Raw genomic sequence first — 16,864 nt, forward strand, 5'->3', positions numbered from 1 at the left:
CTTGATGCCAATGACCAATCAATTTCGCGATACATTTTCCCCTTCGGACTGGTGGGTGCATCCCACTGGTCCGAAGAACCGGATTACCGATGTTCCGGGCGTAACCGTCGGCCACTATACCCATAACACTGGCGAAACCGCACGTACCGGGGTGACATCCATTTTGCCCCACGACGGCAATTTGTTTGATCGTCCGGTACATGCCGCATCGGCCGTGCTAAACGGCTTTGGCAAAAGTGCCGGGCTTGTGCAGCTTGATGAGCTGGGCGAAATCGAAACCCCCATCATTCTGACCAATACATTTGGCGTCAGTGACTGCTCCAAAGCCGTGACCAAACGCGCCATCCGCATGAACCCGGAAATTGGCCGCAAAATGCCGACCGTCAATCCTTTGGTTCTTGAATGCAATGATGGTGTGGTCAACGATATTCAGGCCTACCACGTCACCGAAGACATGGTCGATCAGGCAATTGACGGCGCCAGTGCCGACTTTGATCAGGGCACCGTCGGTGCCGGCACAGGTATGAAAACCTTTGGCTTTGCCGGTGGGATCGGATCAGCATCGCGCATTGTTAAAACGCGCGATAAAACCAAGTATAATCTTGGTGCGCTTGTCCTTTCCAACTTTGGGCAGAAATCCGAATTACGGGTCATGGGCAAGAAGCTTTCGGCGTTTAATCCGCAAAGCCCGGACGCCACGGACAAGGGATCGATTATTATTGTTTTGGCGACCGATGCGCCGCTTGATTCACGCCAACTGGGCCGAATCTGCAAACGAAGCGGTGCCGCCCTTGGCCGGTTGGGCAGTTTCTGGGGCCACCAAAGTGGCGATATCGCTGTTGCGTTTTCAACAGCCAACAGTCATTCGCGATCAAGCACCGCACAGTATGACGCAACCCGTCTTGCCGAAATATGCATGAATGATTTCTTCCACGCCGCGGTTGAGGCCGTCGAAGAAGCCGTACTCAACGCATTGTGGTTTAGCCGTGCCAGCATCGGCTACACCGGCAAAACCCTGCCCGAATTTGCGGCGTTCTTTAATCAAACGGCAGCATCCTAAATCGCCAGACTGAAACTTAGAAAGGGCCGCCGTTCTTTTGAAACGGCGGCCCTTTTTTATTCCTCATACAATTACTACAGAACGCAGCCGATCAGATGCGGCAAACGTTATTGCATGCCCGCAATCATCAATGACAAGGCCGAAATCGTGCTGATGGCATCGGCATGTCCATCCACACGGAACTGCACGGTATGGGCGTCCGAACGGGTCATCATCGGCAACAGCACAGCCGCATCAGCGTAAAGCGATTTATGGAACCGCACCGAAACATCCAGCGGCCCCTTGCACGGTGCTTCGACCTTTGCAGACTTGGCATCTTTGACGGTCTTGGCGACGTCCTGGCGAATTAGTGCGCGCGATTTTGCCGGGGACATGCTGTTTGCGGCATGGGCACCCAGTGCTTCCTTAACAACGATCCTATGTGCGGACGGGAACTGTTCGGATATTTCACGCGCCAAGCAATCATCACCACTCACAGCCAACAGCGGCACGCCGATTTCGGCGGCATATCCGCCAAACAGGGTTGGCTCCCCTGCCCGCACGCCATTGATGTCGATGGAATGAAATGCCATGCCACTCACGGTGTGGGCAAGAACGCCGGAATTTGATGCTGCTGCGTGATAACCAATCAGAACCACGCCGTCATGGTTTTCATCAACACCTTGGATCATTGACAAAGGCCGGGGCTTGCCCGAAACAAGGCGCGCGCGTTCATCCAGGTCTTCGGCAATGATGTTGCGCATCGGCCCGTGAGAATCGGCTACGGTCACTTCCGTCGCCCCACCGTCAAACGCACCTGCAATCGCCGCGTTGGCTTCTTGGGTCATTAAACGACGGGCAACTTCATATTCCGGGTTTCCACGACGCCCTTGAATAGTCTCGTTTACGCCGGCCACACCCTCGATATCGACCGATATCATTATCCGCATGTTCATCTCCGAAATCGTCATACAATTTAGTCGTAAAATCTAAAACGTAACAAAGACCAACAACCAATGCCGATATGACATGATGCATGCAGGGGGCGGTGAGACGGTGGGATAACAACAATAGCAAAGGCAGCCCACAATGAACACATCCTGCAAAGCCTCAGCCGACAAGCCCTACAAATGATGGCAGGTGGGTTCTGGAATATCGGTGACGCCACCTAATCCCCGTTTTGCACACTCAAAACAAAGTTCGTCTGAAACCTCCCTCGCCCACTTGATCAGTACGACCTGACACAAAAAGCCCGTTCAGCAAAAACTGAACGGGCTTTTCTCATCATCTTGCCATATCAAGCGGCATGTCACTTTCCGGGTAACACGCCAGAAAGGAGCCCCGGAGCAAAAGGGCGGCTCTGCCCCGGGGGTTAACCAGATAACCCGAAATGAGCCATCTGGTCGGTGGGCGGTAAAGTCAGAGGACTATCTTGCGATGCGGTTGGTGGGCGTCTGCCCCTGACTGATCAGATTGATGTTTTCAGCCATTGTCTTTTTACGGCGGTTAATCGTGCCATGCGTCCAGCCAGACATATGGGGCGTCATCGTGATGTTGCTGAGTTCATGAAACGCCAAGCGCGAAGGATAAGTCACCGCGTCCTGTCCACTTGGATACTGGTACCAGGTATCAATAAAGGCGTGTTCGATTGCGCCGTCTTTTAACGCCTTAAACAGCGCATCTTCATCAACCACACCACCGCGGCCAACATTCATGAAGACAGCTGTCGGCTTCATGTTGGCGAACGCCTTCTCATCGACCAGGCCGGTTGTGCTTTCTGCCAACGGCAAAGTGTTCACTACCACGTCCACATTGGGCAACATGTCCCTGAAATCATCAATCGCGTGGTAGGCATCGATTTGGCTTTGGTCTTTGGGGCAGGAACGATTGGCAACATGAACATTCATGCCAAAGGCCTTGGCTCTTTTGGTGATTTCTTTGCCGATATGCCCATACCCCAGAATACCAATCACGGTATTTCCAAGCTCAGTTCTCATGCCAGACGGGCCACCGGCCCAATATTTCCAATCGCCCTTACGCATACGGTTGTCCGCATCGGCAAGCGGCACATGACGTGACAAAAGGGCTGCCATTGCATATTCCGCAATCGCAACTTCATGGCCAAAGCAATTGCAAAAATCGGCATCCGCAGGCAGCGCAGGCACAGTAATGCCGTCATAACCAGCACCGGGCACCTGATAGAGCTTTAGGTTTTGCGGAGCAGGGAAAGTACCATCAAATTTAATCCCGATGATAACATCCGCATTAGCGTATTCTTCGCGATCCGCATCGCTATCAAGGTGATCGGGCAATAGAACAAGCTCATGTCGCGCGTTAAGCAATTCCGCAAAGCCAGGATGAAAAGTTGAGGCATTTGCCCCATGGAATACGATTTTCACGAATCCTCCCACATTTGATTATCATTATTCTTGCATTGATGTTTTCTGATATTTCACAAAATTTCAATAAGAAATTCACGAACGCATTTCAAATTGCTGGCGTGTGATTTGGGCTTTAACTCAAAATGGATCGAAGTCCTGCGTCACATCAAAAATGCTTGGCGCGATGCTTCTTTCAAGAACCGGGAACATGGCATCGACAAACTCAATCAGTTTATCCGAAGCCGCCAGTGCCGCATCCTTCTTGCCGTCCACCACCGCGTTCAGAACATCAAGATGGGTTTCAATCGTCACATCAAGGGACGCACCAGCATCCGTCTGGGTATGATAAATCCACCCCAACCGACGGAAGATCGTATGCAAAGGACGCAGGGTGTATTCAAGGAAAGGCTCGCCACAGGCGGCCAGCATCATTTGATCAATCCGGCGATCAAATTCGTTAAATTCCACAATGGTCATCTCATCACGATGCGTTGACAAAAGGCCGATCAAATGGCGCATCTGACTTCTGTGCGACGTGCTGGCGCGCGTACTCGCCAATGAAACGACAAACCGTTCCATATCCCGGCGCAAACGCAGCAGCAAATGTGTCCGCGTCAGATCAATTGGTGCAATCTGGATGCCCTGACGGGGCTGAATGATCATAAGGGTATCTGCCGACAGACGTGTGACTGCCTGATGAACCGGTGTGCGGCTAATGCCGGTTGCGTTTTGCAAATCCTGAATGCGTAGATAGCTGCCCGGCTTCAACTCACACGTGACAATAAGCTCTTCGAGCTTGTTATAGGCCACCTCGTTCAGGTTTTTGCCACTACCGGAGTTTGCTTTTCCCGGCCCCGAAGCACGGCCTGAAATGGCCTTATCTTTTTGTTTTGGCGCCATTATTTCTCTCAGTAATTTTTTTGAAAATTCACAATATATTTGTTTTTATTCAATACCATATACACACATTACCATATATGAAAAAGTAAAACCTATTGAAGTTGCCGTTGGATGCGTGTTACTGATGTTTCGTGAAATATCACGACATGTCACATAAGGGAGGAACCAACGACATGAAAAAACTAACAAAAACATTAACCGCATTGGCGGCGACTGGTTTTCTGACATTCACCACCGCACAGGCCTTTGCTGAAACTGTTCCACTTCAATTCCAGACCCACCACAATGCGTCTTCCTTGCAGGGCAAAGCCCTACTGCGGTTTGCGGACCTTGTAAAAGAATATTCCGACAATACCGTGCAGATCGAAATGCACACCAGCTCGTCTGTCATCAATTCCAACGAAGCCTTTGAAGCATCAAGCATGGGCATTATTGACGGCGACGCGACCGGTGCTGGTTACATCACCGGCAAAAATCCGGCCTTCCAGTTCTATGGCGACATCATGGGGGGCTACAGCACCCCGGAACAGCTTCTTGGCTGGTACGATGATGGTGGGCTTGAACTTGCCAATGAACTTTACAACAAATTCAACATGCACCTTGTTGGTGTGTTCATCGCGACCCCGGAATCGCTGAGCTCCACGACGCCGCTCGCAGGGATCGAAGACCTTAAAGGTTGGAAATTCCGCTCTCCTCCGGGGATGGAATCTGAAATTTTCCAGAAACTTGGCGCAGGCCCGGTTGTGATGCCGTTTGGTGAAGTCTTTACCGCCATGTCGACCGGTACGGTTTCGGGCGCAGATGCCTCAACACTTGCCGTGAACAAGAAACTCGGCCTGTATGACATCGCAAAATACGCGACCTACCCTGGCTTCCACTCCATGCCGATCGAACATATTGCCATTAACTTGGAAAAATGGAACGCACTGGACGAGTCCCAGCAAAAAGCAATGGAAGACGCCATTGCAACGATTACACCGGAAGTCATTGCAGAATCGACCAAACTTGATCAGGAAGCCGCCAAAGAGCTCACCGAAGCCGGTGTTACGCTCGAAGATTGGAGCGCTGAAGATCGTCTGGCATTCCGCAAAGCGGCCCAAGAAGTATGGGCTGATTGGGCAACGCGTAGCCCCGAAGCCAAAGCAGCTTATGACTCCCATATCGCCTACATGAAGAAAAACGGCATCCTCGACTAACCCAGCAAGTCCGTCATTTTGATCCTCGGGGGCATTCCCCCGAGGGCTTTTCTGGAGGTCCACGATGCAGGCAACCCCGAAACGCGTGCGCAGCTTTCAATTTGTCGTCGCGCTCTTTTCCCTACTTCTTTTGATTATTGTCGGGGTGACTTTTTACGAGGTCATCGCACGTTACATCTTCAAAACCCCAACAGTCTGGGCCAATGAATTGGCTTTGTGGCTATCGGCGATCCTGTTTCTGGCGGCGGGTCTTTATGCCATGCAAAGAGACCAGCATCTCAGGATCACGGTTCTCTATGACGCAAGTCCATCATGGCTTCAGCGCATCCTTGATCTGATCACCTTGGCTTGTTGCCTGACATTTTGTCTTGGCATCGCATGGTTCGGCGCGCCCAGTTCGTGGCAGTCGCTGATGAATTGGGAGCCGTATGGCACCGCATGGAACCCGCCGATCCCGGCAACGGTTAAGCCCCTCATTGTTCTGACAACTGGCTTGATGGCGCTTTACGCGATCATCAACTGCGTCAAACGTTTCCGCGGCACCCCCGCCGACACAGCAGAATCAGTCACGGAGGACAACCGTGTCGATTGAACTTATTTCAATTATCCTCGTCGGTGGTGTCTTTGCCCTGATGGCGCTTGGTGTTCCTTTGGCCTTCGCGGCTGGTTCGCTTGCGGTTCTTGTCAGCTATTTGAAATTTGGCCCTGCGGTCATCGCACTTGCCCATAAAACGGTTTATGGACTTGCGACCGAATATTCGCTGCTTTCGGTTCCCCTGTTCATTCTGATGGCAACCTTGCTGGAACGATCCCGACTGGCACAGGATCTTTATGATGCCCTTTTTAAAGTTTTCGGGCACCTAAAAGGCGGCGTTGCCACCGTCACCCTGATCATTTCGGTCTTTATGGCCGCGATCAGTGGGATTATCGGCGGCGAAATCGTTTTGCTTGGCCTGATTGCTTTGCCGCAAATGATGCGCCTGCAATATGACCGCAAACTCTCGATCGGTATCATTTGCGCGGGTGGGTCGCTTGGTACGATGGTGCCCCCGTCGATCGTTCTGATCATCTATGGCCTCACCGCCGATGTTTCGGTTCAGAAGCTTTTCCTCGCATCCTTCATCCCGGGCTTTGCACTGGCCGTTGCTTACTTTGGCTATATCTATATTCGCTGCACGCTTAATCCGGCCCTGACGCCAAAGGCACCTGAAAAGACCGAACCCTTTAACCGAAAGGACTTTGTCCGCGGCATCTTGCCGTTGCTGGTTCTGATCAGTGTTGTTTTCGGGTGCATTTACGGTGGGATTACATCCATCACCGAGGCAGCCGGCATTGCCGTTGGCATATCCCTGTTGATCATTGCCCTGCGTTCTGAACTCAACATCACGATGCTTTGGCAGGCCCTGACGCGCACCTTGCAATCGTGCGGGATTATCCTTTGGGTCACGTTTGGCGCAGCATCGCTGATTGCGATTTACAACCTTTCGGGTGGCCAACGTTTTGTCACCGGCATGATCACTGGGCTCGATATCGCACCAGTTGTCACAATCATGCTGATGATGGCGATTTTCATCGTCCTTGGTCTGTTCATGGACTGGATTGGGATCTTGCTTTTGACCATTCCGATCTTTGTGCCGATCGTCACACAGCTTGGCTATGACCCGGTATGGTTCGGGGTTCTCTTCTCATTGACCATGCAGGTGGCCTTCCTGTCGCCGCCCTTTGGCCCCGCCGCCTTCTACCTCAAAAGCGTCGCGCCGCCGGAAATCACCCTTCAGACGATTTTCGCATCTCTCTGGCCATTCATGCTCATTCAGATCGCCTTCCTGGCGTTGATGCTGACATTCCCGTCCATCGCGCTCTGGCTCCCGGAATTACTCAATTAATCTGAATTCGGATAAGAAAATGAAGATCACAGCTATCAAAACCTACCGCGTGGACGAATTTGCCAATGTTCTTTGGGTCCATGTTGAAACAGACGCAGGCATCACCGGCCTTGGCGAAACCTTCTATGGTGCAGGTGCCGTCGAAGCACACATTCACGAAACGCTGGCGGGACGCCTGATCGGGCAGAACCCACTTCACATCGAAGCCCTGCATAAGGAAATGGTCAATCTGCCGATGGCACAGTCCTCAACCGGGGCTGAATATCGTGCGGCATCTGCAATCGACATCGCGCTTTGGGACATCTTTGGCAAAGTCTGCGACCAGCCGGTTCACCAAATGCTTGGCGGTTTGTGCTGGGATAAAATCCGCATTTACAATACCTGTGCTGGATATCGTTATGTGCGGACCAACAACATCAAGCCCGTTTCAAACTGGAACCTCGGCGAGCCAGAAGGCCCCTATGAAGATCTTGATGGCTTTATGAACCGTCCGGCACAATTGGCGGAAAACCTTTTGGAATCTGGCATCACGGCCATGAAAATCTGGCCATTTGATCCGATGGCAGCGGAAACGCGCGGTCAGTACATCACCGCTGAACAGATGAAAAAAGCCATTCATCCGTTCGAGGAAATCCGTAAGGCCGTTGGCGACAACATGGAAATCATGGTGGAATTCCATTCCCAATGGAACCTGCCGACGGCCAAAAAGATCGCCCGCGAACTCGAACAGTTCAGCCCGACCTGGTACGAAGACCCGATCCGGATGAACTCCCCACAAGCGTTGGCGGAATTCGCCGCATCCACCAGTGTCTGGACCTGTGCGAGTGAAACATTGGGCTCGCGCTGGCCATACAAAGATATGCTCGACCGCGATGCGACCCATGTGGTCATGGTTGACCTGTGCTGGACCGGCGGCCTTACCGAAGGCAAGAAAATCGCCGCACTGGCAGAAACGTGGCACCGTCCGTTTGCCCCGCATGACTGCATCGGGCCGGTTGGCTTTGCTGCCGCTATTCATATGTCGTTTAGTCAGCCAAACACCCTCATTCAGGAAAGTGTCCGTGCCTTCTATAAGGGTTGGTACAATGAGTTGGTTACTGCGGTTCCGAAAATCGAGAACGGCTATGTCTATCCGATGGAAGGTCCTGGCCTTGGTGTCGAATTGCAGAAATCCTTCTTTGATCGCAGCGACCTGTCCGTTCGCGAAAGCAAAGCCTGAAATAAAAGCCTCTAGGAGGAAACATGTCTTTGGAACTTTTCTCGCTCGCCGGAAAAACGGCCCTTATCACTGGCTCTTCGCGCGGTCTTGGCCGCGCCTTTGCCGAGGGTCTGGCTGCCGCTGGGGCGACGGTCATCCTTAATGGCACCAATTCCGAACGCCTGTCACAGGCCCAAAAGGAAATGTCTGATGCCGGCATGAAGGTTGACACGTCCCTGTTTGACGTTACCGACGAAGCCGCAATCAAGGCCGCCTTTGAACGCTTTGACGCCGATGGTGTTCAGATTGATATCCTGATCAATAATGCTGGCATCCAGTTCCGCAAACCCATGCTGGAACTCGAAACCGCTGATTGGCAGCGCGTGATTGATACCAATTTGACATCCGCCTTCATGATTGGCCGCGAAGCTGCAAAACGCATGGTCACCCGTGGACATGGCAAAATCGTCAATATCGGATCGCTGACAAGCGAACTGGCACGCGCAACTGTTGCCCCATATACCGTTGCCAAAGGCGGCATCAAAATGCTGACAAAGGCGATGGCTGCGGAATGGGCCGAACAGGGCCTTCAGGCCAATGCGATTGGGCCGGGTTACATGCTGACAGACATGAACGAAGCGCTGACGTCCAATCCCGAATTTGATGCTTGGGTCAAAGGACGCACACCTGCACGTCGCTGGGGCAAGCCAGAAGAACTGATCGGTACTGCGATCTATCTCTGCTCGGATGCGTCGAACTACGTCAACGGTCAGATCATCTATGCCGATGGCGGCATGATTTCCGTTCTTTAAGGTGACCGCCCATGTATTCTGTTGTCATACACTCACCGCACGATCTGCGCATTGACCAGATGGACGTACCGGATGCACCTGCATCCGGCACGGTCACCGTTCAAATCGATAAGGGCGGTATTTGCGGCTCGGACCTGCATTACTACCATAACGGCGGATTTGGCACGGTGAAAATTCGCGAACCCATGACCTTGGGCCACGAAGTTGCCGGTACGATCACCGCCATTGGCGCCAATGTGAATGGCCTTGCCGTGAATGATAAAGTCGCGGTCAATCCATCCATGCCATGTAACGAATGTGAGTATTGCCGCGCAAACATGCGCAACCAATGCACGGACATGCGTTTCTTTGGCAGTGCGATGCGCTTTCCCCATCAACAGGGCCTGTTCCGTCAGCAGATCAACCTTCCGGCAGAACAGCTGGTTAAACTCTCCGCTGACATCAGCATGGAACATGCCGCCTGCAGCGAACCTTTGGCTGTTTGCCTGCATGCTGTTCGCCAAGCCGGTGCGCTGTCGGGCAAAAAAGTCCTTGTGTCGGGATGTGGCCCAATCGGTTGCCTGACGATCCTCGCCGCGGCCCATTCCGGTGCGCACTGGATTACCGCAACGGATTTATCAAAGGCGGCCTTGGATGTTGCCGCACAGGCCGGTGCGAACGCCTGTATTGATGTTGCCCAAAATGCCGATGACTATAAAACGCTTGGCATGAACAAGGGCACACAAGACGTCGTGTTTGAATGCTCCGGCAGCCCGCAAGCGCTTGCCAGTGCATTTGATGCAGTAAAACCGGGCGGAACCATCGTTACTGTCGGCCTTGGTGGAAATGGCGAACTACCACTCAGCCTTGCCGTGACCAAAGAAGTCAAAATGATCGGAAGCTTCCGCTTTGATACGGAATTTGCCCAGGCCGCAGAACTGATTGACCGCAAGGTTATTGATGTATCGCCGATCATTAGCTCGGTTCTACCTTTCCGGGACGCACAAAAGGCCTTTGACCTTGCCTCAGACCGCAGTCAGTCCATGAAAGTACAATTGGATTTCAGTTAATGAAAACCCAGAAAAAAGTACTGTGCATTGGTGAATGTATGGTCGAACTGTCGCCAGCCCATGCCGGACTCTGGCGACAGAACTTTGCCGGGGATACCATGAATACAGCATGGTATCTCCGGCAATTATTTAACCAGACGTGGCACGTGGACTACTTTACGGCACTGGGCCAAGATCAGCTTTCGGATGATATTTATGCCTTCTTGCAACGCGCAGGACTTGGCGTTAATGACATCGTAAGGGTCGCTGATCGTCAGCCTGGCCTGTATGCGATCCACCTACAAGACGGCGAACGAAGCTTTTCGTATTGGCGCGAAAACTCGGCAGCAAGGATGCTTGCCGCCGACCCTGATATTCTAAGCCGCGCCATGACAAGCCCGGATGTGATTTACTTTTCGGGAATTACCCTTGCGGTCCTTCCGCCCAAAGACCGCGAAACGTTTTTCCAATTGATTGGAAATGCCAAAGAACGCGGTAAACAAATCATCTTTGACCCGAACATCCGGCCGAAGCTTTGGCAGACACAAGACGAAATGACGCAAGCTGTCGAAAAAGCAGCCGCTTTATCAAACCTTGCCCTCCCGAGCTTTTCCGATGAACAGGACGCCTTTGGCGACCTTTCACCGTCCGATACTGCGCTGCGTTACCTTGATCTCGGCTGCGACGAAGTCGTCGTAAAAAACGCTGACGCCCAAATCATCCATCGTGCCTTAAACACCGACGAAACCCGTTTCGAACCCAAGAAAATCAAACCAATCGACACGACTGGCGCGGGCGATTCATTTAATGCCGGCTTCATCTACGCCAAATATTCCGGCCAAAGCCTAGCCGAGGCCATCGCACTCGCACAAAACGTCGCCGCCAGCGTCATTCAAACACAAGGCGCAATCGCTGAGCTTCCAAAGTCGATCATATAGTAATTTTGACTGCCAGATAACTTGACACGGGTTGACGCATAAGCTGCAGAAGCCATGTGCTCATAAAGAGAACTAAAGACATGATAGGCTAATTCTTGGTGGCCTATCCGCCTACCAATAGAACGTGGACGCGTCACTCTTGATCTGATTTATAGAGTGCCGAGACTTAAAATCTGGATTAACGTCAGTTGCGTTCTGTCGCAAGGTCATCACCACGTAACAGATCCGCATAAACGCCGTTAAGAGCAACCAGCTCGTGATGACTACCCTGCTCTGTAATTTGGCCTTCTTTCATAACCACGATCAGATCGGCATGACGGATCGTTGAGAGACGATGCGCAATGGTAATCGTTGTTCGACCTTCTGACATATGTTTCAGCGACGATGTCATCGTCCGTTCTGTGCGTGTATCAAGCGCACTGGTTGCCTCATCCAAAAGAAGTATTGGCGGGTCGCGCAGAATCGTTCGCGCAAGAACCAACCGCTGCTTCTCCCCTCCCGAGAACCTGTATCCATCGTCCCCAACCAGAGTGTCATAGCTATCTGGTAAAGATGCCACATAATCGTGAATTTGAGCGATTTTCGCCGCGGTGATCAGTTCAGCCTGCGTCGCATCCGGCTTTGCAAACCGCAAGTTTTCTGCCACCGAAGCATGAAACAAATAGGGTTCTTGCGGAACAACCCCCAACATTTCCGAAAGCGTTTCAAAGCTGAGATCACGCAGATCGGCGCCATCAAACCTGATTGAACCACTATCAACGTCGTAAAGACGCGCCAACAAATAACCGAGAGTGGTCTTACCCGACCCAGTTGGGCCAACAATAGCGACCTTGCTGCCTGCGGGAATTGTCAGGCTAATGTCATTTACAGCACTCGAACTTGCCTCATGATAGGCAAAGCTGACATTATTCAGCTCCACCTGACCGCGCATTTCTGAACGTCGAATGGTAACGGGGACAGATTGCTCGGTGATCTCAACCGGTTTGTCCAGATACTCGAAAATCCGTGCAAACAATGCACGTGTCTTTCGCGTATCGCGTCCGATTTCCAACAATTGTTCGAAGGGCCACAGTAGCTGTTCCTGCAACGCGATCATGGCCACCAGCGTGCCTATGGTGGCGGGATTGTCGGTCTGCATAAGAAGGCCGCCCACCAATAATGTTATCGCAGGCAGGACGGCAAGTGCAAAGCTGATCAACGACCATTGCCATTCACCAGCGGTATGTGACTTGACTTCAAGCTTCGCGAGATCGCCCGATATCCTAGCAAATCGCTGTACAAGATGCGGGCCCCTTCCCATCGTGCGCGCAAGTATAATACCCGATGTCGAAAGTGTCTCTTGAACAACCACCGACATGTCTGCGGCTTGGGCCTGTTGTTGATAAGTCAGCGCTTCACGTAACCGGGCAACACGATTGCTAATCAGGATGGTACCTGGCACCGCGAACAACACAAAAAGTGCCAATCGCCAATCAAGGATCACAATTGCAATAGCAGTCATGATAACGGCACTGAGTGAACGACCTAGGTCATTCGCCGTTTCAGTGACCAAAGATTGCAAGCCATCGATATCATTGGCGATGCGCGACTGCACCTCGCCCACCCGCGTCTGTGTAAAAAATCTCAGCGAAAGACTTTGAAGATGGGTGTAAATCCGCACCCGCAAGGCATGCAAAATCCCCTGCCCGATGCGCGACATGAGGATTACCTGATATGCACCGACCGCCGAAGAGAGCACGGCGACAACAACCATGCCCGCCACCAACTCAAGAAGCAGTTTGAGATCATGCGTTGGCAAAGCTTTGTCAATGATCGCACGCAATAGAAACGGGCCAGCCAGTCCGACCGCCGACGCCAAGAGCATAAGCAATATGACTGCTGTAACCCGTTTCCGGTAAGCGGAGAAAAGTGACAAAATGCGTCGAAGTGATACATGCCGCTCAGCAAGAGCAGCATAATCACCAGAAGTATCGAGTTTTTCAGACATGGGGACAATCAGACGATAGGGATTGCTTGGCACGGCAATCGGATTTCGACGGCAAGACCCGGTTCATCAATGGGCAATATAACCGCGTCGCCCCCGTGTGCTTGTGCAATCGCCTTTACAATCGGCAAGCCCAAGCCGGAACCACCACTCTTACGCCCCCGCGAATCATCCGCACGCCAGAACCGTTCAAAGGCCCGTGCGCGGCTCTCGTCAGGAAGACCCGGTCCTGTATCCGTACAGCGGAAGAAAACATGCTGTTCGTCCACACCGGTCTCAACATGCACTGATCTTTGCGGTGCATACCGACAACAGTTTTCAAGAACCGCAACAAATGCCTGCCGCAAACGCGATTGATCCGCTCTCAGTCCAGCACAGCACAAATTTCGCGTTACAGTAATCCCAGCGGCATTGAAATGCCCCTCAAGCGAGGCAAGTGCGGCTTCGGCCTCCACCGCAATATCGAGAGATGAATATTGCAGATCCAATTGACCGGCGTTACTCAGCGCCAGCGTTCGCAGTTCCTCGACAATCGCCGAAAGGTCATCCACATGATTAATCAAGCGGCCATATAGTTCCGGACTAGGGAAGAAAGCACCATCGAGCAACCCCTGGAGCCGCCCACGCAGAATGGTCAAAGGTGTTCGTAATTCATGCGCAATGGCCGAGTTCGAATATTTCAATTCGGCCTCGGCGCGCTGCAATCGGCCGGCCATCTGATTGAAGTCATTTACCAGCTCACTCGCCTCTCCAAAGTTGCCTTTGCTCAATGAGGCGCGTGCCGAGAAATCTCCATTCGCAACCTTTCGCGCAGCCGCAGCAACCGACTTCAAAGGATCAACAATCCGCCGAGCAAGAACCCAGCCCAACAACGAGGCGCTTAAGATACCAACCCCAAGGAGGAGGCCCAACATTACGATGTCACCGGTGCGCAAAATGTCATCGTCAGTAAATTCCGGATAGAGCCACTCATAAATGAAAAAGAAATAAGCAGTTAAACCGAAATAAACGACGACGAAAGCAAGCAGTGTAAGCGCAATCATTGAGCGAACAATGCGGGAATTCAGATTACTTACCATGTGTGTTGTCCAGTCGGTAGCCAACACCACGAACACCGACAAGCATACCATCCGCGCCAGCAGCTGCCAGTTTCCGACGCAGATTGCTAACATGGCTATCTACCGTGCGATCAAGCGCCTCGCCCTCTGGCAAACACGCATCGACCAGTTCAGAACGTTCAAAAACTCGGCCAATTCGTAATGCCATAAATGCCAGAATGCGAAATTCAGTTCTGGTCAAGCCAAGTGTAAACTCGCCTTCTGGGCTTTCGACCTCGACCCGATAGGCTTGCGGATCAATAGTCAACGGTCCAACGCGCAACATTTTCTCAGTATCGCCGGCAATGGTTCGCCGCAAGACCGCCTTCACACGTGCTACGATCTCAAGCGGATTAAACGGTTTAACCACATAGTCGTCTGCACCAATACGCAGCGCCTGTAACTTGTCTAGATCCTCCGCCAGCGCTGTTACCATGATGACTGGCGTATCGCCCCTGCGACGTATCGCAGCTAAAACCTCATAGCCGTCCTGTCCCGGCAGCTTGATGTCAAGCACCACAAGATCAGGACGCAAGCTTTGGTGATGCGCAAGCCCGGTCGTGCCGTCACCTGCGGTGACGACCCGAAAACCTTCGCGTGACAGGTATGTCCCGATGATTTCGGCAATCTCGGGCTCGTCTTCGATGATCAGAATTAAGGCGTTGTTCATGACCATGCTTTCAATCTTTGACGTCCAACCCAAAAGAACTCATTTGGCAGAAGCATCCATCAATTAGCAACGCGCAATGTCGTGCGTGACACTTCATTGAACACGATTAGCCTGTTGCATTACGATTCTCAAAAATAACCCACTTTGCGGTCCACCAGCACACAGCGTCATGCTCATCCAGATCGCAATTGGTAGATAACACTCAACGCTTAACATCCCCATGTCGAGAGCAGGTTAAATGTTTATGGAGGTTCCATGGAGACATTCGATACTGGGGCCACCAATGTATCTGGTTTAATTACTCGCCCTGTATTTTTCGATCCTGACTGGCGCACCTTATTATCGCGCTGCCGCGACTTCGTCTTTGGCAAGAGTAGTACTGCCACCGAGCGCACGATACAGAAGGGATTCGTTGACGAACTGCGCCAGCTGCACATCGGCAAATGACTCTTCGGCAGAACGCCGACGTTCCTGCGCATCAAGCCAGATACGCAAAGTGATTGCACCCGCCCGATAACGCGTTTCGGAAAGCTTCTCGACTTCGCGAGCTGCCATATACGCATTATCCAACCTACGTGACTGCTCTACATAGTTGGTGCGTGCACCAAGCGCATTGGCCACATCGGCGAACGCATTAAGCAAAGTGTTTCGAAATGTAGCTACGGCCTCTTCATATTGAGCTTGTGAAACCGCGATTTTCAGATCCATGTCCTTAAGATTCAAAAATGACAGAACAGTCCCGGCACCCAGTGTCGCGACGGGATTGGAAATGAAAGATAAAAGTTGGTCACTGCTTGTACCAACCCCACCAGTAAGCGAGATTCCCGGATAAAAGCTAGTCCGCGTCGTATCCACATTCTTTAATGCCGCCTTTAACCGAGCTTCCGCCGCACGAAGGTCGGGACGACGGGCAAGAATATCTGCGGGCAAGCCTGGCATCATCGCTGGCAACTTCTGTCTTGGCAAAGACAGTAACTCGGGGACCGGACTTGGCGCACCGTTCAAAAGAACCGTGAGCACATTTCTCAAAACAAGGCGTGCCTGCTTCAATTGTGACACACGCCCGGCCTGTGTCTCGACAGTCTGTTCCACTTCAAAAAGTTCAAGTTCAGAAACGTCGCCAAAATCCAATTGTTTTCGGACAAGGTCCTGTACTTGCCTTAAATAATCGAGACTATTTTCAGCCGACGTAACTGCCTGATTGGCATGCGCAATACGGAAATAGGTCTCGATCGTCATTCCGATTATTGCAAGACGTGCCGCCTCGTAATCCTCAAGCGTTGCTTCGGCTTCAAAATTCGCATTTTCGCGCTGCGCTGCCAGTTTACCCCATAAATCAACTTCGTAGGAAAGCCCGACTGAAGCCGACGAAGATGAGGTTGATACCGCATTCCCATCAAGCGGCCTTGATCTCGAACTGTTAAGACTGCCGCTCAATTTCGGAAATAGCGCATTTGCCGCAAGATCGGCTTGAAAAAGTGCTCTGCGGGCACGAAGGGATGCTGAGAAAATGTCATTATTGCGGGCAACAACTTCGCGGATCAGGGTGTTCAATTCGCTATCCCCGAACGCAGCCCACCACTGATCAGTACTTTCCTTAACCATGTCTTCAGAAGTCGATTCAGCCCATGTAGGCCCCTCTGGTAAGTCGGGGCGCAGATAGCCTGTCGACAGGCTCGTGCAACCGACAAGAGCGATAAAAAGGCAGGGAATGGTCAATCTGACGAAAAGCATG

General features: G+C 52.1%; 15 protein-coding genes. 8 read left to right on the forward strand and 7 right to left on the reverse strand.

The window, feature by feature from the left end; translation table 11 throughout:
• Positions 1-10 precede the first annotated feature (10 nt).
• Positions 11-1,060, forward strand: coding sequence for a P1 family peptidase (locus tag HCZ99_RS14980; RefSeq protein ID WP_167447807.1), 1,050 nt, complete (start codon positions 11-13; stop codon positions 1,058-1,060).
• A gap of 107 nt (positions 1,061-1,167) precedes the next feature.
• On the opposite strand, the gene HCZ99_RS14985 is transcribed toward HCZ99_RS14980, so the two are convergent.
• The 3 genes from HCZ99_RS14985 to HCZ99_RS14995 all read right to left on the reverse strand — a co-directional run bounded on the left by HCZ99_RS14985 (position 1,168) and on the right by HCZ99_RS14995 (position 4,320).
• A complete protein-coding gene (locus HCZ99_RS14985; RefSeq protein ID WP_167447808.1) occupies positions 1,168-1,989 on the reverse strand; it encodes a M55 family metallopeptidase in 822 nt (273 codons plus the stop codon).
• A gap of 477 nt (positions 1,990-2,466) precedes the next feature.
• On the reverse strand, positions 2,467-3,438 hold the full coding sequence (locus tag HCZ99_RS20720; RefSeq protein WP_167447809.1) for a 2-hydroxyacid dehydrogenase: 972 nt from the start codon (positions 3,436-3,438) through the stop codon (positions 2,467-2,469).
• Positions 3,439-3,558: 120 nt separating this feature from the next.
• On the reverse strand, positions 3,559-4,320 hold the full coding sequence (locus HCZ99_RS14995; protein ID WP_167447810.1) for a GntR family transcriptional regulator: 762 nt from the start codon (positions 4,318-4,320) through the stop codon (positions 3,559-3,561).
• A 173-nt stretch (positions 4,321-4,493) separates the two neighbouring features.
• On the opposite strand from HCZ99_RS14995, the gene HCZ99_RS15000 reads away from it, so the two are divergent.
• From HCZ99_RS15000 to HCZ99_RS15030, 7 genes are all read left to right on the forward strand, one after another.
• Positions 4,494-5,516, forward strand: a complete 1,023-nt coding sequence (locus tag HCZ99_RS15000; protein WP_167447811.1) for a TRAP transporter substrate-binding protein — start codon at positions 4,494-4,496, stop codon at positions 5,514-5,516.
• A gap of 64 nt (positions 5,517-5,580) precedes the next feature.
• Positions 5,581-6,108, forward strand: a complete 528-nt coding sequence (locus tag HCZ99_RS15005; RefSeq protein WP_167447812.1) for a TRAP transporter small permease subunit — start codon at positions 5,581-5,583, stop codon at positions 6,106-6,108.
• Complete coding sequence (locus HCZ99_RS15010; RefSeq protein WP_167447813.1) at positions 6,098-7,402, forward strand: TRAP transporter large permease; 1,305 nt, start codon at positions 6,098-6,100, stop codon at positions 7,400-7,402. The genes HCZ99_RS15005 and HCZ99_RS15010 overlap by 11 nt, the downstream gene beginning before the upstream one ends.
• 19 nt (positions 7,403-7,421) lie before the next feature.
• Positions 7,422-8,621, forward strand: a complete 1,200-nt coding sequence (locus HCZ99_RS15015; RefSeq protein WP_167447814.1) for a mandelate racemase/muconate lactonizing enzyme family protein — start codon at positions 7,422-7,424, stop codon at positions 8,619-8,621.
• A 23-nt stretch (positions 8,622-8,644) separates the two neighbouring features.
• Entirely contained in the window at positions 8,645-9,412 is a 768-nt protein-coding gene (locus HCZ99_RS15020; protein WP_167447815.1) for an SDR family oxidoreductase, read from the forward strand.
• 11 nt (positions 9,413-9,423) lie between these two features.
• Positions 9,424-10,461, forward strand: a complete 1,038-nt coding sequence (locus tag HCZ99_RS15025; protein ID WP_167447816.1) for an L-idonate 5-dehydrogenase — start codon at positions 9,424-9,426, stop codon at positions 10,459-10,461.
• Positions 10,461-11,378: a sugar kinase gene (locus tag HCZ99_RS15030; RefSeq protein ID WP_167447817.1), complete on the forward strand. Its 918-nt coding sequence runs from the start codon at positions 10,461-10,463 to the stop codon at positions 11,376-11,378. The genes HCZ99_RS15025 and HCZ99_RS15030 overlap by 1 nt, the downstream gene beginning before the upstream one ends.
• A 184-nt stretch (positions 11,379-11,562) precedes the next feature.
• Here the strand turns inward: HCZ99_RS15030 and HCZ99_RS15035 are convergent, their stop codons facing one another.
• The 4 genes from HCZ99_RS15035 to HCZ99_RS15050 all read right to left on the reverse strand — a co-directional run bounded on the left by HCZ99_RS15035 (position 11,563) and on the right by HCZ99_RS15050 (position 16,863).
• The gene (locus HCZ99_RS15035) at positions 11,563-13,365 is read right to left on the reverse strand and encodes an ABC transporter ATP-binding protein (protein ID WP_167447818.1); all 1,803 of its coding nucleotides are present in this window, start codon (positions 13,363-13,365) and stop codon (positions 11,563-11,565) included.
• An 8-nt stretch (positions 13,366-13,373) separates the two neighbouring features.
• The gene (locus HCZ99_RS15040) at positions 13,374-14,441 is read right to left on the reverse strand and encodes an ATP-binding protein (RefSeq protein WP_217701507.1); all 1,068 of its coding nucleotides are present in this window, start codon (positions 14,439-14,441) and stop codon (positions 13,374-13,376) included.
• Positions 14,431-15,129 carry a response regulator gene (locus tag HCZ99_RS15045; RefSeq protein ID WP_167447819.1) on the reverse strand — a complete coding sequence of 233 codons (699 nt, stop codon included), beginning with the start codon at positions 15,127-15,129 and terminating at the stop codon, positions 14,431-14,433. The genes HCZ99_RS15040 and HCZ99_RS15045 overlap by 11 nt, the downstream gene beginning before the upstream one ends.
• Before the next feature lie 339 nt (positions 15,130-15,468).
• Entirely contained in the window at positions 15,469-16,863 is a 1,395-nt protein-coding gene (locus tag HCZ99_RS15050) for an efflux transporter outer membrane subunit (protein WP_167447820.1), read from the reverse strand.
• Position 16,864 lies beyond the last annotated feature (1 nt).

The organism is Thalassospira lucentensis, from assembly GCF_011806425.1.
GTDB lineage: Bacteria > Pseudomonadota > Alphaproteobacteria > Rhodospirillales > Thalassospiraceae > Thalassospira > Thalassospira lucentensis_B.

Bases quoted from the DNA above. Each gene is read 5' to 3' on its own strand.
- HCZ99_RS14985 (WP_167447808.1), bottom strand. From the start codon at position 1,989: ATGCGGATAATGATATCGGTCGATATCGAGGGTGTGGCCGGCGTAAAC.
- HCZ99_RS15045 (WP_167447819.1), bottom strand. From the start codon at position 15,129: ATGAACAACGCCTTAATTCTGATCATCGAAGACGAGCCCGAGATTGCC.
- HCZ99_RS14980 (WP_167447807.1), top strand. From the start codon at position 11: ATGACCAATCAATTTCGCGATACATTTTCCCCTTCGGACTGGTGGGTG.
- HCZ99_RS15015 (WP_167447814.1), top strand. From the start codon at position 7,422: ATGAAGATCACAGCTATCAAAACCTACCGCGTGGACGAATTTGCCAAT.
- HCZ99_RS15030 (WP_167447817.1), top strand. From the start codon at position 10,461: ATGAAAACCCAGAAAAAAGTACTGTGCATTGGTGAATGTATGGTCGAA.
- HCZ99_RS15040 (WP_217701507.1), bottom strand. From the start codon at position 14,441: ATGGTAAGTAATCTGAATTCCCGCATTGTTCGCTCAATGATTGCGCTT.
- HCZ99_RS15005 (WP_167447812.1), top strand. From the start codon at position 5,581: ATGCAGGCAACCCCGAAACGCGTGCGCAGCTTTCAATTTGTCGTCGCG.
- HCZ99_RS14995 (WP_167447810.1), bottom strand. From the start codon at position 4,320: ATGGCGCCAAAACAAAAAGATAAGGCCATTTCAGGCCGTGCTTCGGGG.
- HCZ99_RS15000 (WP_167447811.1), top strand. From the start codon at position 4,494: ATGAAAAAACTAACAAAAACATTAACCGCATTGGCGGCGACTGGTTTT.
- HCZ99_RS15020 (WP_167447815.1), top strand. From the start codon at position 8,645: ATGTCTTTGGAACTTTTCTCGCTCGCCGGAAAAACGGCCCTTATCACT.
- HCZ99_RS15025 (WP_167447816.1), top strand. From the start codon at position 9,424: ATGTATTCTGTTGTCATACACTCACCGCACGATCTGCGCATTGACCAG.
- HCZ99_RS15050 (WP_167447820.1), bottom strand. From the start codon at position 16,863: ATGCTTTTCGTCAGATTGACCATTCCCTGCCTTTTTATCGCTCTTGTC.
- HCZ99_RS15035 (WP_167447818.1), bottom strand. From the start codon at position 13,365: ATGTCTGAAAAACTCGATACTTCTGGTGATTATGCTGCTCTTGCTGAG.